The organism is Streptomyces sp. MBT53 (assembly GCF_016654115.1).
Classification (GTDB): domain Bacteria; phylum Actinomycetota; class Actinomycetes; order Streptomycetales; family Streptomycetaceae; genus Streptomyces.
The window spans coordinates 13,603-35,644 of sequence record NZ_JAEQAZ010000086.1; the positions used below are offsets into that span (position 1 = coordinate 13,603).

The 22,042-nt window shown below is 69.2% G+C and carries 15 protein-coding genes and 4 pseudogenes; 13 read left to right on the plus strand and 6 right to left on the minus strand.

Annotated features, from left to right (window positions below):
- Position 1: 1 nt before the first annotated feature.
- Entirely contained in the window at positions 2 to 505 is a 504-nt protein-coding gene (locus JHN45_RS28170; protein ID WP_201051199.1) for a hypothetical protein, read from the minus strand.
- A gap of 258 nt (positions 506 to 763) precedes the next feature.
- On the opposite strand from JHN45_RS28170, the gene nirB reads away from it, so the two are divergent.
- From nirB to JHN45_RS28190, 4 genes are all read left to right on the plus strand, one after another.
- A complete protein-coding gene (nirB, locus tag JHN45_RS28175) occupies positions 764 to 3,379 on the plus strand; it encodes a nitrite reductase large subunit NirB (RefSeq protein WP_201051201.1) in 2,616 nt (871 codons plus the stop codon).
- Complete coding sequence (nirD, locus tag JHN45_RS28180) at positions 3,376 to 3,726, plus strand: nitrite reductase small subunit NirD (RefSeq protein ID WP_200714831.1); 351 nt, start codon at positions 3,376 to 3,378, stop codon at positions 3,724 to 3,726. Before nirB ends, nirD begins: the two co-directional genes overlap by 4 nt.
- A gap of 77 nt (positions 3,727 to 3,803) precedes the next feature.
- The gene (locus tag JHN45_RS28185) at positions 3,804 to 4,388 is read left to right on the plus strand and encodes a TetR/AcrR family transcriptional regulator (RefSeq protein ID WP_200714830.1); all 585 of its coding nucleotides are present in this window, start codon (positions 3,804 to 3,806) and stop codon (positions 4,386 to 4,388) included.
- A gap of 71 nt (positions 4,389 to 4,459) precedes the next feature.
- Positions 4,460 to 5,236 carry an SDR family NAD(P)-dependent oxidoreductase gene (locus tag JHN45_RS28190; protein ID WP_201051204.1) on the plus strand — a complete coding sequence of 259 codons (777 nt, stop codon included), beginning with the start codon at positions 4,460 to 4,462 and terminating at the stop codon, positions 5,234 to 5,236.
- A 10-nt stretch (positions 5,237 to 5,246) separates the two neighbouring features.
- On the opposite strand, the gene JHN45_RS28195 is transcribed toward JHN45_RS28190, so the two are convergent.
- Positions 5,247 to 6,173 carry an oxidoreductase gene (locus JHN45_RS28195; RefSeq protein WP_201051210.1) on the minus strand — a complete coding sequence of 309 codons (927 nt, stop codon included), beginning with the start codon at positions 6,171 to 6,173 and terminating at the stop codon, positions 5,247 to 5,249.
- A gap of 370 nt (positions 6,174 to 6,543) precedes the next feature.
- Here JHN45_RS28195 and JHN45_RS28200 point away from each other — a divergent pair, with 370 nt between their 5' ends.
- The 5 genes and pseudogenes from JHN45_RS28200 to JHN45_RS28220 all read left to right on the plus strand — a co-directional run.
- On the plus strand, positions 6,544 to 7,680 hold the full coding sequence (locus tag JHN45_RS28200) for a pentapeptide repeat-containing protein (protein ID WP_201051211.1): 1,137 nt from the start codon (positions 6,544 to 6,546) through the stop codon (positions 7,678 to 7,680).
- Positions 7,681 to 7,730: 50 nt separating this feature from the next.
- Positions 7,731 to 8,579: an ABC transporter substrate-binding protein gene (locus JHN45_RS28205; RefSeq protein ID WP_201051214.1), complete on the plus strand. Its 849-nt coding sequence runs from the start codon at positions 7,731 to 7,733 to the stop codon at positions 8,577 to 8,579.
- 65 nt (positions 8,580 to 8,644) lie between these two features.
- Entirely contained in the window at positions 8,645 to 9,829 is a 1,185-nt protein-coding gene (locus tag JHN45_RS28210) for a WD40 repeat domain-containing protein (protein ID WP_201051217.1), read from the plus strand.
- Positions 9,830 to 9,882: 53 nt separating this feature from the next.
- Positions 9,883 to 10,478 (plus strand): annotated as a pseudogene (locus JHN45_RS28215) (UTRA domain-containing protein); the annotation flags it as partial.
- A 1,014-nt stretch (positions 10,479 to 11,492) separates the two neighbouring features.
- Positions 11,493 to 11,812: pseudogene (locus JHN45_RS28220) on the plus strand (UTRA domain-containing protein); the annotation flags it as partial.
- Between the two features lie 58 nt (positions 11,813 to 11,870).
- Here JHN45_RS28220 and JHN45_RS28225 read toward each other — a convergent pair.
- Positions 11,871 to 12,641, minus strand: a complete 771-nt coding sequence (locus JHN45_RS28225) for a transposase (protein WP_201051219.1) — start codon at positions 12,639 to 12,641, stop codon at positions 11,871 to 11,873.
- Positions 12,642 to 12,764: 123 nt separating this feature from the next.
- Between JHN45_RS28225 and JHN45_RS28230 the strand changes: the two genes are divergently transcribed.
- Positions 12,765 to 13,187 (plus strand): hypothetical protein, encoded by a 423-nt coding sequence (locus tag JHN45_RS28230; RefSeq protein ID WP_201051221.1) that lies wholly within the window; start codon positions 12,765 to 12,767, stop codon positions 13,185 to 13,187.
- A 43-nt stretch (positions 13,188 to 13,230) separates the two neighbouring features.
- On the opposite strand, the pseudogene JHN45_RS28235 reads toward JHN45_RS28230, so the two are convergent.
- The 3 genes and pseudogenes from JHN45_RS28235 to JHN45_RS28245 form a co-directional block, all read right to left on the minus strand.
- Positions 13,231 to 13,449: pseudogene (locus JHN45_RS28235) on the minus strand (IS5/IS1182 family transposase); the annotation flags it as partial.
- A 156-nt stretch (positions 13,450 to 13,605) separates the two neighbouring features.
- Positions 13,606 to 16,326, minus strand: coding sequence for a pyruvate, phosphate dikinase (ppdK, locus tag JHN45_RS28240; protein WP_201051232.1), 2,721 nt, complete (start codon positions 16,324 to 16,326; stop codon positions 13,606 to 13,608).
- 428 nt (positions 16,327 to 16,754) lie between these two features.
- A complete protein-coding gene (locus JHN45_RS28245) occupies positions 16,755 to 17,957 on the minus strand; it encodes an ROK family protein (RefSeq protein ID WP_201051234.1) in 1,203 nt (400 codons plus the stop codon).
- Positions 17,958 to 18,077: 120 nt separating this feature from the next.
- On the opposite strand from JHN45_RS28245, the gene JHN45_RS28250 reads away from it, so the two are divergent.
- The 3 genes and pseudogenes from JHN45_RS28250 to JHN45_RS28260 form a co-directional block, all read left to right on the plus strand.
- Positions 18,078 to 19,583, plus strand: a complete 1,506-nt coding sequence (locus JHN45_RS28250) for a hypothetical protein (RefSeq protein ID WP_201051236.1) — start codon at positions 18,078 to 18,080, stop codon at positions 19,581 to 19,583.
- Positions 19,580 to 21,517, plus strand: a complete 1,938-nt coding sequence (locus tag JHN45_RS28255) for a glycogen debranching N-terminal domain-containing protein (RefSeq protein ID WP_200714821.1) — start codon at positions 19,580 to 19,582, stop codon at positions 21,515 to 21,517. Before JHN45_RS28250 ends, JHN45_RS28255 begins: the two co-directional genes overlap by 4 nt.
- A 169-nt stretch (positions 21,518 to 21,686) precedes the next feature.
- Positions 21,687 to 22,042, plus strand: a pseudogene (locus tag JHN45_RS28260) (hypothetical protein); the annotation flags it as partial.

Here is a 22,042-nt window from a genome sequence, read left to right on the forward strand (position 1 = left end):
CCTAGGAGAGGAGCGACCGGGCGACACGGACCTGCACGGCGGTGAGGCCCCGCACCACCCACGGCATCAGCAGCAGAAAGCCGATACCGCCGAGGACGGCGTGGAAGGCCCAGGCGCCGGCGAAGGTCGGACCGCCCCAGGCACTGGAGTAGTCGTCGCCCGCGCGCAGCGGCCAGCCGAGGTTCATGGGGACGATCGCCCAGCCGTAGACCGTGATGAAGAGGGTGAGGAGGTTGAGGGGGGTGGCGAGGAGGGCGTGGCGCAGGCCGCCGCGGCGTGCGGTGCCCGGGATCTCCGTATGCAGGAAGCGGCGGACCAGGCCTCGCTGCCAGCGGGCCGTGGGGGCGCCGAGCAGGGAGAGCGGGACGCACGCCAGGCCCACGGGGAGCGCGAGTACGGCGTAGGCGGTGCGGCGCCAGGTGGCGGCGGTGAAGGGCTCGCGGGCGAGCCGCCACATCCGCACCGCCCCGGTGTCGTGGACCTGCACATCTCGAACGCTGCCCATGGTGCTTCCTCCCGGCCGTGAACTGCGGAAAACCGATGTCTCCAGGTTTCCGCCGCCGCCCGCCGTACACGATGGTGCCTGCACGGAAGTACGGGGTTCGGTTAACCGAACCGGCACGGACCGGCCCGTGCTCACACCCCACCCCCGGCGCGCGCCCGGAACCCTCACACCCCCCGCGCGCTCCCGCTGAGGGCAGCGTTCCTCACGGGAAACAGATGTGATGCGGTCGGGTAACACCGAAGTCGCAGGCTCCTGGACATGACCTCGAATCCGCGTGTGGTGCCCACCATCGTGCTCGTCGGCCACGGCATGGTCGGTCAGCGCTTCCTCGAAGCGCTCGCCGAGCGCGGCCTGACCGCGACACACCGCGTGGTCGTGCTGTGCGAGGAGCCGCGCCCGGCCTACGACCGCGTCCAGCTCACCTCGTACTTCTCGGGCCGCACCCCCGAGGAACTGTCGCTCACGGACGCGGAGTTCATCAAGGACCACGGCATCGAGCTGTACGTCGGCGACCCGGCCGAGACGATCGACCGGGCGGCGAAGACGGTAACGGCGCGCTCCGGACTGACAGTTGAGTACGACGCCCTCGTCCTCGCCACCGGCTCGTATCCGTTCGTGCCTCCCGTCCCGGGCAAGGACTCCGACGGCTGCTTCGTCTACCGCACGATCGAGGACCTGCTCGCGATCGAGGCGTACGCGAAGTCGCGGGCCACGACCGGTGCCGTGGTCGGCGGCGGACTGCTCGGCCTGGAGGCCGCCGGTGCGCTCAAGGGGCTCGGACTGGCCACGCACATCGTGGAGTTCGCGCCCCGGCTGATGCCGGTGCAGGTCGACGAAGGCGGCGGCGCGGCCCTGCTGCGCACCATCGAGGACATGGGCCTTACGGTCCACACGGGCACCGGTACGCAGGAGATCCTGGCCGACGCGGACGGCGCCGTCACCGGCATGAAGCTGTCGGACGGTTCCGAACTCGCCACGGACATGGTGGTGTTCAGCGCCGGGGTCCGTCCCCGCGACCAACTCGCCCGGGAATCCGGCCTGTCGGTGGGCGAGCGCGGCGGCATCACGGTCGACGAGCAGTGCCGTACGGTCACCGACCCGCACGTCTTCGCGATCGGCGAGTGCGCGCTGGCGGCGGACGGCCGGGTCTACGGCCTGGTGGCGCCCGGCTACGAGCAGGCGGAGACGGTCGCGGCGACCATCGCGCAGGACGAATCGGCCTTCACCGGCGCCGACTTGTCCACCAAGCTGAAGCTCCTCGGCGTGGACGTGGCGTCCTTCGGCGACGCGCACGGCGCCACCGCGGACTGCCTCGACGTCGTCTACTCCGACGCGCGGGCCGGGACGTACAAGAAGCTGGTCATCGGCCGGGGCGGCGAGCTGCTGGGCGGCATCCTGGTCGGCGACGCGGAGGCCTACGGCACGCTGCGCGCGTTCACGGGGTCCGTACCGCCCGTCTCCCCCGAGCAGTTGGTGCTGCCGGCCGGTTCCGGAGGCGCCGTCCAGCTCGGCCCCTCGGCGCTCCCCGACGAGGCGGTGATCTGCTCCTGCCACAACGTCACCAAGGGCGCGATCCGCGGCGCGGTCACCGAGCACTCCTGCACGAGCGTGCCCGAGGTGAAGAAGTGCACCAAGGCCGGTACCGGCTGCGGGAGTTGCGTCAAGGTGCTCGGCCAGCTGGTCACCGCCGAGCTGGAGGCCAGCGGCGTCGAGGTCGACAAGGGCCTGTGCGGCTGCTTCGCCCAGACCCGCGAGGAGCTGTACGAGATCGCCCTCGCGCTGCGCATCAACTCCTACCAGGATCTGCTGGACCGCTACGGCCGTGAGGGCGCCCGGGGCGGCGACGGCTGCGAGATCTGCAAGCCGACGGTCGCCTCGATCATCGCGTCCCTCGCCCCGACGATCGGCGCGAGCGGCTATGTCCTGGACGGCGAGCAGGCGGCCCTCCAGGACAGCAACGACCACTTCCTCGCCAACCTCCAGAAGAACGGCTCCTATTCGATCGTGCCGCGCATCCCCGGCGGCGAGATCACCCCGGAGAAGCTCATCGTGATCGGCGAGGTGGCCCGCGACTTCGGCCTCTACACGAAGATCACCGGCGGCCAGCGCATCGACCTCTTCGGCGCGCGGGTGGAGCAACTCCCGCTGATCTGGGCGAGGTTGGTGGACGCGGGCTTCGAGTCCGGCCACGCCTACGGCAAGGCGCTACGCACGGTGAAGTCCTGCGTCGGCCAGACCTGGTGCCGCTACGGCGTCCAGGACTCGGTGCGGATGGCGATCGACCTGGAGCTGCGCTACCGGGGCCTGCGCTCCCCGCACAAGCTCAAGTCGGCGGTCTCCGGCTGCGCCCGCGAGTGCGCCGAGGCCCAGTCGAAGGACTTCGGCATCATCGCCACCGCCAACGGCTGGAACCTGTACGTCGGCGGCAACGGCGGCGCCACCCCGCGCCACGCGGACCTCCTCGCCCAGGATCTGTCCGACGCCGAACTGGTGCGCCTGATCGACCGGTTCCTGATGTTCTACATCCGTACGGCGGACCGCCTGGAGCGCACGAGCGTGTGGCTGGAGCGCGTCCCGGGCGGCCTGGACCACATCCGCGAGGTGGTCGTCGAGGACTCGCTCGGCATCTGCGAGGAGCTGGAGTCGCTGATGGCCGCGCATGTCGCCGGGTACCGCGACGAGTGGGCCGAGACCATCAACGACCCCGAGAAGCTGGACCGGTTCGTGTCCTTCGTGAACGCGCCGGACACCCCGGACCCGGTCGTCGGCTTCGTCCCCGAGCGCGACCAGATCAAGCCCGACCTGCCGTTGCTCACCATCGGCATGCGGCCCCAGCAGACCGCAGACGTCCTGGAAGGAAGCGCCCAGCGATGACCCTGGCTCCCGAGACGACCGACCTCAAGGTCCAACTCCAGCTCACCGACGGCTGGTTCACGGTCTGCGACCTCAACCGGCTCACCCCCGGCCGCGGAGTGGCGGCCCTGCTGCCCGACGGCCGCCAGGTCGCCCTGTTCCGCGACCGCAACGGCACCCTCTACGGCATCGACAACCGCGACCCCTTCAACGGCGCGGCCGTCCTCTCCCGCGGTCTGACCGGCACCCACCAGGGCCGCCCGTTCGTCGCCTCGCCCCTGCTCAAGCAGCGCTTCGACCTGGTCTCCGGGGAGTGCCTGGACGACGCGTCGGTGCGGGTGGAGACGTACGAGGTGCGCAGCGCGTAGCAGCGGTTGCTTCAACAGCGATTGCTCTGACAGCGGTCACTTGACTGACCGTTCCAGAAAAACCTAGGCTGCCGGGCATGGCCAGGACCAAGGAGTTCGACCCCGAGGCCGCGCTGCGGGCAGCCCTGGAGCTGTTCTGGCGGCGCGGCTACGAGGCGACGTCGATGTCCGATCTCGTCGAGCACCTCGGCATCGGACGGGCCAGCATCTACGCGACCTTCGGCAACAAGCACGAGCTGTACCTGAAGGCGCTGGAGAGCTACGACCGCGCCGGACTCACGCCGATGGTGCGGGAGTTGTCCCAGCCGGGCCCCGCCCTGCCGCCCGTACGCGCGGTCGTACGACGCTACGCGGCCGAGGCGGCGAACGAGCAACTGCGGGCGCTGGGCTGCCTGGTGACCAACACGGCGGCCGAACTCGCCCCGTACGACACGGCGGCGACCCGCCTCGTCGAGCGCAACTGGGACCAGCTGGAGGCCGTGCTGCACTCGGCGTTGGCGCGGGCCCAGGCACAGGGCGAGCTGCCCGCCGACCGCGATCCGCTGGCCCTCGCGCGCCTGCTGCTGGTGCTGATGCAGGGGCTGCGGGTGGTCGGCCGGGCGTCCGGGGACCCGGCGCGGGTGCGGGACGCGGCGGAGCAGGCGCTGGCACTGCTGGACTGAGACCCCGGGTGACGCAGGGCGCCTTTTGATGTCCCCATACTGAACCGATCGTTCTAGAAAGAGGCCCGTTCATGAGCAACCACTCCGGCAACCGCTTCTCCGGCAGGACCGCCCTCGTCACCGGGGCCGGGTCCGGCATCGGGCGGGCGATCGCCCTCGCGTTCGCGGCGGAGGGGGCGCATGTCGTCATCGCCGGGCGCCGCCGCGAACCGCTCGACGAGACCGTCGCCCTGATCGAGGCCAAGGGCGGGAAAGCCCTGGCCGTGAGCGCGGACGTGTCGCAGGCCGCCGACGCGGACGCGCTGGTGCGGGCGGCCGTCGACCGGTACGGCTCGCTCGACGTGGCCGTCAACAACGCGGGCGTCTTCCGGGGCGGGCGCCCCCTCGCCGACCTCGCCGAGGAGGACTGGCGCACCCAGCTCGACATCAACGTGACCGGGGTGTTCCTGGCCCTGCGTGCCGAGATCGCGCAGATGCGGGCCCAGCCGTCCGGCGGCGCGATCGTCAATGTGGCGTCCGTTTTCGGCGTGCACACGAGCAGCCCCGGAGCCGCCGCCTACGCCGCGTCCAAGGCCGCGGTCGCCGCGCTCAGCAGGGGTGCCGCCGTGGACCACATCCGCGAGGGCGTCCGTATCAACGTGGTCAGCCCCGGCGCCACCGACACCCCCATGTCCCTGCGCCCCGGCGAGACGGAGACCGACCGCGCCGAACGCGTACGGGCCGCACTCCCCCTCGGCCGCATCTCCGCCACGGCCGAAGTAGCCGCCGCGGTCCTCTACTTGGCCTCGGACGACGCGGCATCGGTGGTGGGCACGGACCTGGTGGTGGACAGCGGAGCGACGGCGTGAGAAGCCGTCCCTACGGCTTGAGTTGGTCGTAGACGACCCCTGTCAGTTCCTCCGAGGCGGCCCAAAGACGTTGCCCCATCGCGTCGTTGAGGGTCCACGGCGCCCGCCAGGAGCGGGCCGGAGCCCCGCGCCACATCGCGAGTCGCGGACCGTGGAAGGAATCAGGACGGACATCGGGCGCGGTCGCCGCGTAGAGGGAGGGCAGCGCGCCGGCCTCCGCAGACTGGGCGAAGACGCGATTGCCGAGTTCCATGACCCGTTCCGCACCCCTGCGTCCTTCCGCCTGCGGCCCGGCGGTCTGAAGGTTGGTGGCGGCGTACCCGGGATGAGAGGCCGCGGCGACCACCCCCGAACCACCCGCCGCGAGCCGCCGGGACAGCTCGTGCGTGAAGAGCAGATTGGCGGTCTTGGAGCGGGAATAGGCGGTCCAACGACCGTACCGCCGCTCGCTGTTGAGGTCGTCGATGTCGATGTTGGCGACCGCGTGCATGAAGCTGGAGACGGTGACGATCCGGGCGTCCGGCGCGTCGAGCAGCGCGGGCAGCAGCAGCCCGGTGAGCGCGAAGTGCCCGAGGTGGTTGACCCCGAAGTGCGTCTCGAACCCGTCCACCGTCGTGCCGTACGGCATCGCCATGACCCCGGCGTTGTTGACGAGCAGATCGAGCCGCTCGTACGGGAACGCGGCCGCGAACTCCCGTACGGAGCCCAGGTCCCCGAGGTCCAGCCGCCCGAACTGCGCCTCGGCGCCCGGCACTTCGGCGACGATCCGATCGGCGGCCTCACTCCCCCGCACCTCGCTCCGACAGGCGAGCACGACCCGGGCCCCCTTACGCGCCAACTCCCGCGCGGTGACGTACCCGATCCCGCTGTTGGCCCCGGTGACGACGGCGACCCGGCCCCGCTGATCGGGCACGGCCTTCTCGTTCCAACCGGACATGGGCGGCTCCTTCCGTCGAGGCGTGCATCTTGGTGCAGGAAGCGTACGAGAGGCGAAGTCGAACGGCGCGTCGGGCGCGAGTGCTCCCTGCGGATGCATCCGCACGCCCCCCGAGACGGACTTTAGGCGACGTTCCGAAGGGTAGTTTCAGCGCTACTTGGTGACATATCAGATTTGCCTATCTTAGGCATGGAATGACCGCTTATCGGAGCAGTCATCCAGGGGGGAAGGGGGACGCATGCCGAGGCGTCGCCGCAGGAACCCCGCGCGGACAAGGACACCGCGCGGTACTACCAGGCGCAGGGGAAGCGTACGCCGGACCAACCGTGTGTCCCGTCGGACAGCGCAACTGAGACGCCGACTGCGATCGTTGCGCCGACGCGGCCGGTCCCCGCAGACGGGACAGCAGGGCCCGGCCCGCTGGGACATGGTCCAGCAGGTCGTCACCCTGCTGATCGCCCTGGCCACCACCTACATCTCGTACCAGGCGATCCTGGAGAGCGCCCAGGACTCCAGGATCAGCCACCAGGAGACCTACCAGCAGAACGTGCAGGACACCGAGAGCGGACTCGCCGAGCACTACAGCGCAGCCGTCGCCCAACTCGATTCGCATTCCGTCCTGGAACGACTGGGCGGTATCCACTCCCTGGAACGCATCGCGATCGCGTCCGCCACCATGTCGCCCGATGTCTCCAGGCGGTACCGGTCGGTGGTGCTGGACCTCCTCTGCGCCTTCGTACGACAGGAGGCACCGGACGTCCACCAGCTGCGGACCCCTCTCGGACAGGGGACGGAAACGAGCAGCACCCGCCCAAGGGTGGATGTGGCAGCGGCACTCACGGCGATCGAGAAACGCCCGCAACGGCTCCCGGCCGATTCGGTCGACCTCAGCCGGCGCGACCTGACCGGAGCCGATCTGGACTTCGCGCATTTCGAAGGCGCTGACTTCAGCGGTTCCAGGCTGGCATACGGCACGTTCAGCAAGGCCAGCTTCAGCGAAGCGAATCTCGACAGCGCCGATCTCACCGGGGCACGGCTCAATTCCGCGAACCTGTCCGGCGCGAAAATGGTGAGATCCGTTCTGACCGGATCCGATCTCATCGGCTCCGACCTCTCCGAGGCCAGACTCGGCCTGGCGGATCTGTCGCGAGCCAAGCTCGGCGGCGCGAAGCTGATGAACGCCCGCCTCACGCACGCGAAACTGTTCCGGGCCGATCTGGGCGGAGCCAACCTGAGCCGCGTGACAGCGGTTCGCGCGGACCTGCGACGCACCGATCTCAACGGCGCTCGGCTGTCCGGCGCACAGCTGAACGGCGCCTCGTTCGACGGCGCGAATCTCAATCAGTCAGATCTGACCGGCGCGGACCTCAGCGACGCCAAGGGACTGACGCTCCAGCAATTGCGCTCCGCCAAGAAGATCGACGCGGACACCCGGCTGCCGAACGGCTTCTCGTGGTCGGCCGAAGGTGGCGTCAGGGAAACTCGCCCATCTCCCGAGAAAAGGTGACGGGGAATCACATGGCAAACTCCACCTCCCTGCGGTCGGCACTGGCCTCCGTGCTCCTGCTGGCCGGACTGCTCACCGGCTGCGACGACAAGCCGTCCGAGCACATGCGCATCGTGTCCTTGTCGCCCACGGCCACGGAGATCCTGTACGCCGTGGGCGCCGACGACGACGTCGTGGCCGTCGACGGCCTCTCCGACTACCCGCCACAGGCACGCCAGAAGAGTGTCGACAAGATCCACGCGATCAATCCCGACATCGGCGAGATCATGCGGTACAAGCCAAGTCTCGTGATCCTGGCGGACTACACGGGATCGGACGGCGGAAAGGGGATCATCTCGGAACTCCGCGACCGGAAAGTGAAGGTCTACCTCGAACGAACCCCGAGCGACCTCACCGGCGCATACACCTCGATCGAGAAAATCGGCGAACTGACACACCACACCACACAGGCAAACGACATCGCCGACCACATGCGGAAGAAGATTGGAAATCTGGTGAGGTCGACACCCTCACCGCCACGGGACACCCGGTACTACCACGAGATCGACAACAGCTACTACTCCGCGACGTCCCACACCTTCATCGGTTCCGTCTACGCAGAATTCGGCATCCAGGACATCGCCGATCCGTACGACGTCGAAGGATCGGGATATCCGAAGCTGACGCCCCGCCAAATCATCTCCGCCGACCCGGACCTGATCTTCCTGGCCGATACCAGGTGCTGTGGCCAGAACCTCAAGACGGTCCGGGAGCGTTCCGGATGGAAAGCGATCAAAGCCGTACGCAGTGGAAAAGTAATAGAAATCGACGACGACGTGTCGTCCCGCTGGGGACCACGCCTGGTCGATTTCGTCGAAGCAATTTCCAAGACCCTCAAGAAGGGACAGCGCACACGATGACTCCGTTTCCGGACGAGCACGAACGGAGGATCGCCAGGCGACAGGTCGTCAAGGGAGTGGCGGCCATGCCAGGACTCATGGCGGCGCACCTCCCGGCTACGGCGCCGGCCGTGGCCACCGCCCTACCGGAACCCGAGGCGGAGCCAGCCGCCTCCGTCTCGGTTCCGGCCCCCTGCGCACCGCTGCCTGCCGTCATCAGGTCACGGCAGGAGCTGTCCAGCAGCCGGTCGCCCCTGCCCATCGAGACGAGCGGCACCACCTACGACATGGCGCAGTCCCTGGCCTGGCTGGACTCACGGCATTTCGCCGTCGGCCGGTGGGACGGTTCGATGAGTATCTTCGAGTTCACCGTCTCGCGATCGACCGGACCCGTGCTGCGCAGAAATGTGAACAGCCCCGCCTACCAAGGCGTACGGACAGTGGCACCGCTGCCCGGTGCGTCGCTGGTCACGTCGAACGACGACGGCTCGATCGCCCTGTGGTCTTCGGCAAGCGGTCTCTGGTCCGATCTGCGGCTGACGGAGACCCCTCGGTTCGACCGCGCCCTCGGAGTGGCCACGAGTGCCCTCGCCGTACGCTCCGGCGGTACGGGCGGCAGCCTCGTGACGGGTCATGCGTCCGGCCATCTGTCGGTGTGGTCCTACGCCCCGCAGCGTCCTCGGCTGACCTTCCTGCGGTCGGTGGATCTCCGTAACCCCGCGCCGGTGAATCCGTGGGGACTGCATGACATCAACGCCATCGACGCGGTGACCGACTCCCGGACAGTGGCCCGGGTCGTCACCGGCTCGGAGGACGGGTACCTGTGTGTCGTCGAGATCCCCTCCGGACGGGTCCTGTCGCAGACCGTGTTCAATCCCCGGGCCCGACGGGGCGTGAACGACCTTGGAGTCCGGGGGAATTCGCTCCTCGTCGCCACCTGCTCCGTCGGACGCGAGGACCACAACCTCTGGTACTACAAGATCGGCGGCGCCAAGTGGGACATCGTCCTGCGGGACAGGGCAAACCTGGTAGTCGACCCGAGCCGTGCCCAGGTCTTCAACTTCAGCACCGTCTGGGGGGAGTACCGGAAGGGGCCGTGCTGGTTCGCCTCTACCGAGGAGGGCGCGCTGTGGATGGGCACGGCCGACTCCGGACTGACAGCGATCGGACACCAGGCGGTGACCGCTCCGCTGGGCTCGGCCCTCGGCTGGACCAGCGGACCCCGCCGCCTGGCCATGGTCGCCTACGACCTGTACGAGTTCACGATGTGACGCCCACGCCTGCCGGTGTCCGACGAGAGGGACGACACCCCCGCACAAGGTGGATGGCCGGCCCTCTGAGCTGGGAACTCGGCCACACCGAAGGCCTCGTGACATCGACACGAGGCCACGGCACGATCGCGCGTCCGCGCTCCGCCCTCAAACGGCTCGGCATCACCCGCTACGACAAGGTCAAATGGCGGGACAGCGACGAAGTCGCGTTCATCGCTGATCGGGTGGCGTCGGGGCGTGCCTACGACCGGAACGAGCAGACGCAGACCGTCGACCGCGTCGCGGCGGACACGATGATCGCTGAGGGGCTCGGCGTCCCAGTTGGCTCACCGGTGTATGCACGTGCTCGCCTCGTAAAGGAGGGCACGCAACCGACGCACACCTTGACCAGCTACTACAGGCCCGAAGACGTCGAAGGAACCCGCATCGTCGACCCAACGCCAGGCCCCGCCGGCCGTGGCGGCGGATACCGGGTGCTCTACGACGCCGGGTACGAGATCGACCACATGAAAGAGGTGCTGTTCGCTCGCGTGCCGACAGCGGACGAGGTGAAACTCCTACAACTTCCCTCGGTGAACCCATAGTTGAGCTTCACCGGACGACATACACAGCAGATGGCACAGTGGTCGAGTTCGCCGTCGGCATGAATAAGCCGGGCCCACGAGTGGCGATCACGGCACGGCTGTCAAGGATGTGCCTCCGGCGGGGGCGCTCCAACTCCGGGATGGAGGGGGCGCCGTTCGCGAGTGCCGGCGGAGTAGTGGCGTGCGCGGAGAGCTCCCAGAAGGGGGGCTGAGGTTGCACGTTGGGAGGCTTGGTTTCGGTCATCGAGCCACATAAAGGCGCGGAATGGCAAGGTAGCTGTCCGAGACGCCGCTGGAGCCTAGTCTCCTTGGCAAGGGGGGAGGCGTGCAGCGACAATCCACCCGTGCGCGCCCTGTAAAGGTGATCAATTTGCTGCTAGCGGCGTTGGGCGGTGCGTTGAGTACCGTCCTTGTGTCCGTCTTTGTCGCGTGCACTCGTCACGGACAACGGGTCTTGGCCCGGTTGCTGTCCTATCCGCAACGGCGGCGAATCAGCAGAGAAGCTCACGCTGCTGAGCCGGGGCAAGAGAGTCGAGCGTGGCTCACCAGCCCGATCGAGGGTGAGACCTTCGACGCTGAGATCGAGGTCGGCGGCAGAGTCCTTGACCTGCCTGCAGATCATGAAATATGGATCGTCCACCGAGTTCCCAACGGCGGTGGGATTTGGCCGAAGGAGAAGCTGGCCCTAGACGTAGCCGGGTGGTTCAAGGTGACTACTCTGGAAGGAGGTAGGCCTCGTTCGATGGCAGTGGTTCTGTTGCTGACGTCCAAGCAGGTGAGTCAAGAGTTCGAAGAGTGGTTTCAGCGAGGACTGCGGACTGGTCATTTCCCCGGCCTTCAGGTTCCGTCCTCTGCTCGTGAGCTGGCGAGCGCTGTCGTCCGCAGTGAGCCTGCTCGATAGTTCTTGTGGTCAATGATCCAGGACGGATGCTCAGTAGCGGGCCGAGTCGAGTTCGCCAAGGGCGACCCTGGTTCCCGACATCAACGCTTGACACCAACAGGTGCGAACGTCAGCGATTGAAGCCGCATCGTGGCGAACGGCCCCTCGCGCTCTAGGAGGACGTCGTGAGCGCCAGCAGATGTGGCAGTACTTCCTGCCGTATCTGACTCCGCGTGGGACCGGGCAGAGCGATGCCTGGGGAGCCGACGCGCCGGCTCAGGGCGCAGGGGAACCCAGCGGATCGTGCACGCAGGAGAGGTGTCGGCGCCGGCCGAGGTGGCGCGGCTGTTCGGGATTCCGGAGGGCGGGACGGTCGTCGTACGGCGGCGCGTGATCCTTCTCGACGATCAGCCGAACGAACTGACCGACACCTACTACCCGCTCGACATCGCCCGGGGCACAGGGCTCGCCGAAGCCGCCAAGATCCCGTGCGGAGCCGTCACCCTGCTCTCGCGCCTAAAGGCTGTTCCAGAAGTCCGTGGGCGGGCAGTGGGGTGCCTGCCGCACGGGTTGTCGATCAGGTGCTCAGGGCGAGGTTGTGCATGCGGGCGATGGCCTGGACCGCGTGATGGAGGCCGTCGCCGCGTTGCCGGCAGTCGCGGAGGATCTTGTAGTTCTTCATCCGGGCGAAGGTGTGCTCGACGCGGGCCCGGACCTTGCGGTGTGCGGCGTTGTCGGCTTCCTGGATGGGCAGCAGCGGCCGTTTGCCGCGGCGGCGATGCGGGATGACGAGACCGGTGCCCCCGTAGGCGCCGTCGGCGAGGACCGTGGTGCCGGCGCAGACCTGGGCCAGGCCGGTGTCCCGAAAGGCATGGGCGTCGGCGATGTTGCCCGCTACCGGGGATGCGGTGGCGATCACCAGGCGGGTGTCGGCATCGATGACGACCTGCACGTTCGCGGAGAAGCGGTAGTTGCGGCTGGAGGCGGCGACGGTGCGGTCGCGCACCGGGATGAGCGTGCCGTCCACGATCCACAGCCGGTCCGGCGCCTCCTCGGGGCGGGGCGCCGGCTCCAGTGCCAGGAGCGGGCCCACCTGCTGGATGATCCGGCACACGGTGGCCGGACAGACGCCAAACAGCACCGCCAGTTGCCGCATGGTCAGGTTGGTCCGGTAGTACACCGCCACCAGCAGCACCCGCTCGGCCAGCGGCAGCCGCCACGGCCGCCCCATCCGCGGATGCTCACCACCCCGCTCTCGCACCGCCCGCAACAGCCGTGCGAACCGATCCGCCCGCAACCCGGTGAACACCTCGATCCACACCGGCTCAGCCCTCAACACCCCAGCCATACAGGGGAAATGCCCCGCCCACGGACTTCTGGAACAGCCTTTAGGGGGTGTTTGGTAATGCCCGTTGGGGTGCGCTGAGCCGTGGCGAAGGTGGATGTCTGCCTAGAGTGAGAAAATCGGGTCATGCCCCTGCCTCAGCCTGATGATCTGACTTCGCTGGTTCTGCGTACCGATTTCAGTGACGAGAGAGCCTGGGATGGGGTTCGAGCCGCACTAGATGCTGTCGGCGATCACTCCCTCGCCACTTACATCAGTGAGCTGCGCTTCGCCGACCTGGATGTCCAAACGCTGGTGGACGAAGAGGCTGTTGCAGACGAAGACGACCAGATCATCAACGTGTTCCTGGCGGACGGGACGACGATGAATGACCCGGCTCACCCGCTTTTGGCTGTGGACCTCTCAGACGAACCTGGGCGCACGTTCAGGGTCCCGGCCCGATGGTTTCCCCACGTGTCGGCCAACCTCGGCATCGCGAACATGGACTTCGCGGAGTTCGCCGATGCCGCCGACGAGTCCGGGACCTTTCGCGGCTTTGACGAGGGCTGAGACCTTACAGTTGAGGACCGTCCGCGAGTGACGACTCGGCGGGTCACAACCACTCATTGATTGCGGCGATGAGGACGGTCGCCTCGAAGCGGACGGCGAGTTTGTCGAACCGGGTGGCCACCGCCCGGTTTCGCTCGAGCCGGTTGATGCCGCACTCGACCGCGTGCCGAGCCTTGTAGTCCTCGCGATCGAAGGCGGGCGGTCGTCCACCCGCCGTTCCCCGACGCCTGCGATGACCCGCCTGATCAGCCGGTTCCGGGATAGCCCGCGCTGATCATGCGAAGAGGGACGGCACCCCCGCACAGGATGCCGCCCCTCTTTCGTGATCCGGAACCGCCGCCCATCGGTGAGGGTCGGGGACGAGCGACGGTTCCGGCGTTCAGTGGCCGTATGACCTACCAGCGGTCGGCCCTACGGCCTACCGATGGTCGCTCCCCTGCGCCACCGAAGCCGCCCGCCCCGCCTCAAGTCGCGCCACCGGAATCCGGAACGGTGAGCACGACACGTAGTCGAGCCCCACCTCGTGGAAGAAGTGGACGGACTCCGGGTCGCCGCCGTGTTCGCCGCAGACGCCCAGCTTCAGGTCCGGCCGGGTTTCGCGGCCCGCCTTTGCCGCGAGCTTCACCAGTGAGCCCACGCCGTCCCTGTCGATCGTCTCGAAGGGGCTGACTCCGAAGATGCCCTTCTCCAGGTAGGCGGTGAAGAACGAAGCCTCTACGTCGTCGCGGCTGAAGCCCCACACCGTCTGGGTGAGGTCGTTCGTGCCGAAGGAGAAGAACTCCGCCGCCTCCGCGATCTGGCCCGCCGTCAGTGCGGCGCGCGGGAGTTCGATCATCGTGCCGATGGACAGCTTCAGGGACGTGCCCGTCGCCGCCTCCACCTCCGCGATGACCTGGTCGGCCTCCTCGCGGACGATCTCCAGCTCCTGGACCGTGCCGACGAGCGGGATCATGATCTCGGCGCGCGGGTCGCCCTTCGCGGCCTTGCGTTCCGCCGCGGCCTCGGCGATCGCCCGTACCTGCATCGTGAACAGGCCGGGGATCACCAGGCCCAGGCGTACGCCCCGCAGACCCAGCATCGGGTTCTGCTCGTGCAGGCGGTGGACCGCCTGGAGGAGGCGGAGGTCGTTCTCGTGGGACTCCTGGCGGGACTCCGCGAGCGCTACGCGGACCGACAACTCCGTGATGTCCGGGAGGAATTCGTGCAGCGGCGGGTCCAACAGGCGGACCGTCACCGGGAGTCCGTCCATCGCCTTGAACAGTTCTACGAAGTCCGCCTTCTGGAGCGGGAGCAGCGCCTTGAGGGACTCCTCGCGTTCGGTGTCCGTGTCCGCCAGGATCAGGCGCTCCACCAGCTCCCTGCGGTCGCCGAGGAACATGTGCTCCGTACGGCACAGGCCGATGCCCTGGGCGCCGAAGCGGCGGGCGCGCAGCGCGTCCTCGGCGTTGTCCGCGTTGGCGCGCACCCTCAACCGCCGTACGCGGTCGGCGTATCCGATGATCCGGTGGACGGCCTCGACCAGTTCGTCGGCGTCGTCCGCGCCCGCGTGCATGCGGCCCTCGAAGTACTCCACGACCGGGGACGGGACGACCGGGACCTCACCGAGGTACACCTTGCCGCTGGAGCCGTCGATGGAGATCACGTCGCCCTCCTCGACCACGTGACCACCCGGCACCGTCATACGGCGGCGCTTGGTGTCGACCTCAAGCTCCTCCGCGCCGCAGACACACGTCTTGCCCATGCCGCGCGCCACGACCGCCGCGTGGGACGTCTTGCCGCCGCGCGACGTGAGGATGCCCTCGGCCGCGATCATGCCGTCGAGGTCGTCCGGGTTCGTCTCGCGGCGGACCAGGATGACCTTCTCGCCCGAACGCGACCACTTCACCGCCGTGTACGAGTCGAAGACCGCCTTGCCGACCGCCGCGCCCGGCGAGGCCGCGATGCCCCGGCCGACCTGCTGGACCTTCGCGTCCTCGTCGAAGCGCGGGAACATCAGCTGCGCCAACTGGGCGCCGGTGACCCGCTGGAGGGCCTCCGCCTCGTCGATCAGGCCCTGGTCCACCAACTGCGTGGCGATACGGAAGGCCGCGCCCGCCGTGCGCTTGCCCACCCGCGTCTGGAGCATCCACAACTGGCCGCGCTCGATGGTGAATTCGATGTCACAAAGATCCTTGTAGTGGTTCTCCAGGGTCTTCATGATCTGCATGAGCTGGTCGTACGACTTCTTGTCGATCTGCTCAAGTTCCGCGAGCGGGACCGTGTTTCGGATGCCGGCTACGACGTCCTCGCCCTGCGCGTTCTGCAAGTAGTCGCCGTAGACGCCCTGGTGGCCGCTGGCCGGGTCGCGGGTGAAGGCGACGCCGGTGCCCGAGTCGGGGCCGAGGTTGCCGAAGACCATCGAGCAGACGTTGACCGCCGTGCCGAGGTCGTGCGGGATGCGTTCCTGGCGGCGGTAGAGCTTGGCGCGGTCGGTGTTCCAGGAGTCGAAGACCGCGTGGATGGCGAGGTCCATCTGCTCGCGCGGGTCCTGCGGGAAGTCGCGGCCGGCCTCGGTCTTGACGATCCGCTTGAAGCGGGTGACCAGCTTCTTCAGGTCGGCCGCGTCCAGTTCGGTGTCGACCGTGACCTTCTTGGTCTCCTTGGCCTTGTCGAGGGCCTCCTCGAAGAGGTCGCCGTCGACGCCTAGGACGGTCTTGCCGAACATCTGGATGAGGCGGCGGTAGGAGTCCCACGCGAAGCGCTCGTCGCCCGCCTGCTTCGCCAGGCCCTGCACGGACCTGTCGGAGAGGCCGATGTTCAGGACGGTGTCCATCATGCCGGGCATGGAGAACTTGGCCCCGGAGCGGACCGATACGAGGAGGGGGTTGTCGGCCTGCCCCAGCTTCTTGTCCATCGTCGACTCCAGCGCGTCGAGGTGTGCACTCACCTCGTCACGCAGTGCCGCCGGCTCCTCGCCACTGTCGAGGTAGGTCTTGCACGCCTCGGTGGTGATGGTGAAGCCGGGGGGCACGGGAAGGCCCAGGTTGGTCATCTCGGCGAGGTTGGCACCCTTGCCGCCGAGAAGGTCCTTGAGGTCCTTGTTTCCCTCGGTGAAGTCATAGACGAACTTCGCTACGTGGGGTTCTTTGTTTTCCGACACGGGTCTCGACTCCTCGGGACGCGGGTGGCTGCCCTGACGGCCAGGAACATACCCAGATCGAAGGCGCCTGGGTACGTCCACTTGCATGTCATGCGTCCGTAACCAGTCGTCCGCCAGCGGATCGAAAGTCAAAGCTCGGCAAGCGAACACCGTCGAGTGTTTTCACTTCTTGAACGCGACCAGGCCCATCTGCGGCATTTTCCGCTCACCTGAGCGGGCTGCACGCTCGCCTGATTTCGATCGATGAACGATCAAGGGGTGGCACGGAGTGCCACCCCTTGGAGAAGTGCAGCCGCCCAAGATCCGCTCACCTGAGCGCCACCCCTATCAAAGGTGGTGAGAATCACGCTTCCACACCCGCCCGGATTTCACCATGCGGACGGACATCGGACAGACCTCGGACATGTCCCGGAACCGAAACGCGGACGTCACATGCCCAGCGCGAGCAGCCGCTCCTCGGCCCGCTCCGGCGCGTACAGGTACTCCACGACCAGCGCACCCGCCCCCACCAGCCCGGCCCGCTCCCCGAGCCGTGAGGTCAGTACGTGCAGATGAGCGGTGGAACGCGGCAGCGCCCGCTGGTACAGCAGCTCCCGTACGCCCGTGAGGAATGAGGTGCCGGCCAGGTCCCCCGCGATCATCAGCACCCCGGGGTTGAGCAGCGTCACCACGGTCGCCAGGACGTCGCCGACCTGCCGTCCCGCCTCGCGGGCGAAGGCCGCCGCTCCCGGGTGCCCCGACGCCAGCAGGTCCCGCACGTCCGAGCCGGACGCCGCCGGCACTCCCGTCTCGGCCAGCCGTCGCGCGACGGCGCCACCGCTGGCGACGGCGGCGAGACAGCCGTAGGACCCGCAGCGGCACAGGGCCTGCGCGCCCGCCGGGATCCGGATGTGGCCGATGTCGCCGGCGCCGCCGTCGATCCCCCGGAAGATGGAACCGCCCACGACGACTCCGGCGCCGATACCGGTCGAGACCTTGACCAGGACGAAGGCCTGGCAGTCGGGGTGGCCGGTGCGCTGTTCGCCGTAGGCCATGAGGTTGGCGTCGTTGTCGACGAGGACCGGGACCCGGGGGGCGCCGGTGTGGTCCGTGAAGGCGCGGGCCAGGCGGCCTCTTATGTCGTAGCCGTCCCAGCCGGGCATCATCGGCGGCTGGACGACCCGGCCGGTGTCGGTGTCGACCGGGCCGGGGACCGCGAGCCCGATGCCGCACACCGCGGACGCCCGGTGCCCTGCCTTCTCCAGCAACTCGGCGAACCAGCGGCCGAGTTCGCCGAGTACGACGTCCGGGCCGTCCTCGATGACGAGCGTGCCGCCGTGCTCCGCGAGGATCTCGCCGGTGAGCGAGAGGACGCACGCGCGCGCGTGGCGGGTGTCCAGGTCCGCCGCGAGGACCACGGCATGGGCGTCGTCGAATTCGAGGGTGATCGAGGGTCTGCCGCCCAGCGGGGAGTCCACGGGGCCGCCCGCGCCCTCGCGCAGCCAGCCCGCGCGGAAGAGCCGGTCCAGGCGCTGGCCGACGGTCGCGCGGGAGAGTCCGGTCACCTGCTGGAGGGCGCCTCGGGTCGTGGCGCGCCCGGTGCGCACCAGTTCGAGCAGATCTCCGGCGCTCCCTTGACCTCTTCCCGTCATGCGCACCCCCTTGTGTTTCTCAACTCTGCATTACATATTGAGTTTTGCGTGTTAAATAGACGTAACCCTACGGTAGCCATGACCGAACCGGTCGGCACGACGTCTTTCGTGGAGCCCCCAGTGGATCGCACTGCCCAGCTCACCGCACTCCCGACGGAGCGCACCCTCGTATACGATCCGCCGTCCCCTACGGGTTCCCTGCACCTCAGGGCGGCTGCCGTACTGGAAGCGAACTGGACGGGAGCCTCCACAGTCCCCTCGCGCGGTCTGTATCCGCACCAGTGGTCCTGGGACTCCGCGTTCATCGCGATCGGTCTGCGGCACCTCTCGCCCCTGCGGGCGCAGACGGAGCTGGAGACGCTGCTCGCCGTCCAGTGGGGCGACGGCCGTATCCCGCACATCGTCTTCAACCCCTCCGTACCGCTCGACGCGTACTTCCCGAGCCCCGACTTCTGGCGCTCCTCGACCGCGGGGCACACCGCGGGCGCCCCGCGCACCGTACAGACCTCGGGCATCGTGCAGCCACCGGTGCACGCGCTCGCCGCCTGGCTGGTGCACTGCGCGGACCCCGGCCTCTCCCGCGCCCGCGGCTTCCTCGCCCGTGTCTACCCCCGGCTGGCCGCCTGGCACCGCTATCTGCTGCACCGGCGCGACCTGGGCGGGGGCGGACTCGCGTCCGTCGTGCACCCCTGGGAACAGGGTATGGACAACAGCCCTTGCTGGGACGCCCCGTTGAGCCGTGTCACGCCCGCCCCGGCCCGCTCCTTCCGCCGCGCCGACCTCGACCACGGGGCCGCCGAGGACCGGCCCACCGACCTCGACTACGGCCGTTACGTGCGGCTCGCGACGGACTACCGGGACGGCCGATACGCCGACGGGGCAAGCGAGTTCGCGGTGGAGGACCCGTCCTTCAACGCCCTGCTCATCGCCTCCGAGCACGCACTGGCCCGTATCGCACGGGAGTTGGGCGCGACCGGCACCGCCCGGCACGCCCGCGCGGAACGCCTCACCGGTGTCCTGATCGAGCGGCTGTGGGACCCGGCGGAGGGCATGTTCTTCTGCCGGGACGTGCGCGGCGAGACGCCGGACGGGGGGCGCGGGTCCCTCACTGGCGCCCTCATCCCCGAGCGGAGCGTCTCCGGTCTGATCCCCCTCCTCCTCCCCGACCTGCCCCGGGACATCGTCGCGGCCCTCGTCCGCACGGCGTCCGGACCGCACTTCGGGCTCGGCGACAGCACCCAACTCCCGCCCAGCTACGACCTGTTGGGCGAGGCCTTCGACCCGCACCGGTACTGGCGCGGGCCGGCCTGGTTCAACACGAGCTGGCTGCTGGAGCGCGGCCTGCGGCTGCACGGCGAGCGGCCGAGGGCGGACGCGCTGCGCGACGCCGTCCTGGAGACGGCCGCCGCCACCGACTTCGCCGAGTACGTCGACCCGTACGACGGCGAGGCGTGCGGCGCGACCGGCTTCAGCTGGACCGCCGCACTGACCCTCGATCTGCTTCACGAGCCCCCCGGGCACGGCGTGTCCGGCACGGGTCTCGGCACGTTCGACATGCGTGGCACAGAAGTGAACGGCAAGGCAGTCATGGGCGCCAAGAGAGTCAAGGGAGGGGACCGGGGATGACGGACCGGCATCATCTGCTCGTGCACGGCGGGACGTTCGCAGCCGTGGGCGACGGCGGGGACATCAGCGGCGTACGGGGCGGCAGTTCCCCGGACGGGTTATTCGTACGGGACGCCCGGCACCTGAGCCGCTGGCAGTTGACGGTCGACGGCGCGGTGCCTGAGGCACTGACGCCCGTGGCCGACGGGGACATGGCGCGCTGCGTCCTGGTCCCGCGCGGTGGCCGCCAGGAGCCGCCCGCGCACACGCTCTTCCGTGAACAGGCCGTCGGCGACGGCTCGTTCGTCGAGTCGCTGAAGGTGACCAGCAACCGGCCGGTGCCGACCACGGTCCGGCTCGCGGTCACCGCGGACGCCGACTTCACCGACCAGTTCGAGCTCCGCTCCGACTACCGCACCTACGCGAAGACCGGAGCCACCCGCTCCCGCCAAGTCCTCGACGACGGCGTGGAGTTCGCCTACCAGCGCGGCGAATGGCGCTCTTGTACGACGGTCACCGCCGAACCCGCCCCGGACGGCGTCGAGGAGACCGGCACCGGCGCCCGCCGCATGGTGTGGACCCTGGACCTCGAACCGCACGGCACCGCCGAGTTGGCGCTGCGCGTGATGGCCCGCCCGCACGGCGACAAGCGGGCCCTGCGGGTACCGCGCTCACCGTCCGCGCTGAACGAGCAACTCCTCGCGCTGGAGGGCGAGTACGTCCAAGGCGTCTCCTTCCCCACCGGCTGGCCGGAGCTGGCCGCCGCCTGCGCCCGGGGCCTGTCGGACCTGGCCTCGCTCCAGGTCCCGGCGACGGGCCTCGACGGCGAGGAGCTGCGGGTACCGGCGGCGGGCGCGCCCTGGTTCCTGACCCTCCTGGGCAGGGACGCGCTCCTGACGTCCCTCTTCGCGCTCCCCTACCGCCCCCAACTCGCCGCCGCCACCCTCCCCGCGCTCGCCGCCACCCAGGCGACGGACGTGGGTCCCGAGTCGGTGTCCCAGCCCGGCAAGATCGTGCACGAGGTGCGGCACGGCGAGCTGGCGCACTTCGGGCAGGTGCCGTACGGGCGTTACTACGGCTCGGTCGACGCGACCCCGCTGTTCCTGGTGCTGCTCGGCGCGTATGTCGAGCAGACCGGCGACACGGCACTCGCCCGCCGCCTGGAGTCCAACGCCCGCGCGGCGGTGGGCTGGATGCTCGACCACGGCGGCCTCACCTCGCGCGGCTACCTGGTCTACCGCGCCGACCAGGGCGGCCTGGCCAACCAGAACTGGAAGGACTCCCCCGGCGCCATCTGCGGAGCCGACGGCACCCGCGCAAGCGGTCCCGTGATGGCGGCGGGGGCCCAGGGGTACGCGTACGACGCGCTGCGCCGCACCGCGTGGGTGGCGCGGACTGTGTGGGAGGACGAGACGTACGCGGCCCTCCTGGAGCAGGCGGCGGCCGATCTGCGGGACCGTTTCCAGCAGGACTTCTGGATGCGGGACCACTCCTTCCCGGCGCTGGCGCTGGACGGGGAGGGCCGCCAGGTCGACGCGCTGGCGTCCGACGCGGGGCATCTGCTGTGGTCCGGCCTCCTCGACAAGGAGTACGGCGAACTGGTCGGCCGCAGGCTCCTGGAACCGGACTTCTTCTCCGGCTGGGGCGTCCGCACGCTGGCCTCCGGCCAGGCGGCGTATCACCCGCTGTCGTACCACCGGGGTTCGGTCTGGCCGCACGACAACGCGCTGATCACGCTGGGCCTTTCGCGCTACGGCCTGCACGACGAGGCCCGTACGGTCGCCCACGCGCTGGTCGACGCGGCGACGGCGGCCGGCCACCGGCTCCCGGAGGTACTCGCGGGCTACGGCCGCGACACCCACCCGGAGCCGGTCCCGTACCCGCACGCGTGCGTACGGGAGTCCAGGTCGGCGGCGGCTCCGCTGGCGCTGCTCACGGCGGTAGGGGGCGCGTGACGCAACGGTGATAAGCCGTTTGCCGGGTGTTTGCCCAGTTCCGTGAACGGGCGCACGAGGCAACTCGTACGGAATGACGGCGGCCCTGCCTCCCCAGCGAGGGTCTGGCCGGCCAGGTCCTAAGGGGCCGCCACTCCGACTACGGGCTCCTCATGGAAGGACCTTCGGGTTGCCTCAGCACACGAGCACACGCCAGTCACCGAACACGGCCGGGGCAGCCGATGGCCAGGTTCCGCCGCCGGACATCGACAACGACATCAGCGACGACGTCGACATCGACGTGGACGTGGACGCCTTGGACACGGAACCGACGCCGGGCGACACGACAGCGATACCGGGCGGGGACGAGACCCCGGCCGGGGCCGGGGTGACGGCCGAGGCCGAACCTTCCGAGACCGCCGCGCCCGAGCGGCCGGAAGCCGCCACCGGAGAGGCCGTAGCGGCTCCCGCCGAGACCCCGGCGGAGGCCACGGCCGAAACCGGGTCCGCGGCGGCGAAGCCCCGGTCGCCCGAGAACAGCGAGGC

Bases quoted from the DNA above. Each gene is read 5' to 3' on its own strand.
- JHN45_RS28170 (WP_201051199.1), bottom strand. From the start codon at position 505: ATGGGCAGCGTTCGAGATGTGCAGGTCCACGACACCGGGGCGGTGCGG.
- nirB (WP_201051201.1), top strand. From the start codon at position 764: ATGACCTCGAATCCGCGTGTGGTGCCCACCATCGTGCTCGTCGGCCAC.
- nirD (WP_200714831.1), top strand. From the start codon at position 3,376: ATGACCCTGGCTCCCGAGACGACCGACCTCAAGGTCCAACTCCAGCTC.
- JHN45_RS28185 (WP_200714830.1), top strand. From the start codon at position 3,804: ATGGCCAGGACCAAGGAGTTCGACCCCGAGGCCGCGCTGCGGGCAGCC.
- JHN45_RS28190 (WP_201051204.1), top strand. From the start codon at position 4,460: ATGAGCAACCACTCCGGCAACCGCTTCTCCGGCAGGACCGCCCTCGTC.
- JHN45_RS28195 (WP_201051210.1), bottom strand. From the start codon at position 6,173: ATGTCCGGTTGGAACGAGAAGGCCGTGCCCGATCAGCGGGGCCGGGTC.
- JHN45_RS28210 (WP_201051217.1), top strand. From the start codon at position 8,645: ATGCCAGGACTCATGGCGGCGCACCTCCCGGCTACGGCGCCGGCCGTG.
- JHN45_RS28225 (WP_201051219.1), bottom strand. From the start codon at position 12,641: ATGGCTGGGGTGTTGAGGGCTGAGCCGGTGTGGATCGAGGTGTTCACC.
- JHN45_RS28230 (WP_201051221.1), top strand. From the start codon at position 12,765: ATGCCCCTGCCTCAGCCTGATGATCTGACTTCGCTGGTTCTGCGTACC.
- JHN45_RS28245 (WP_201051234.1), bottom strand. From the start codon at position 17,957: ATGACGGGAAGAGGTCAAGGGAGCGCCGGAGATCTGCTCGAACTGGTG.
- JHN45_RS28255 (WP_200714821.1), top strand. From the start codon at position 19,580: ATGACGGACCGGCATCATCTGCTCGTGCACGGCGGGACGTTCGCAGCC.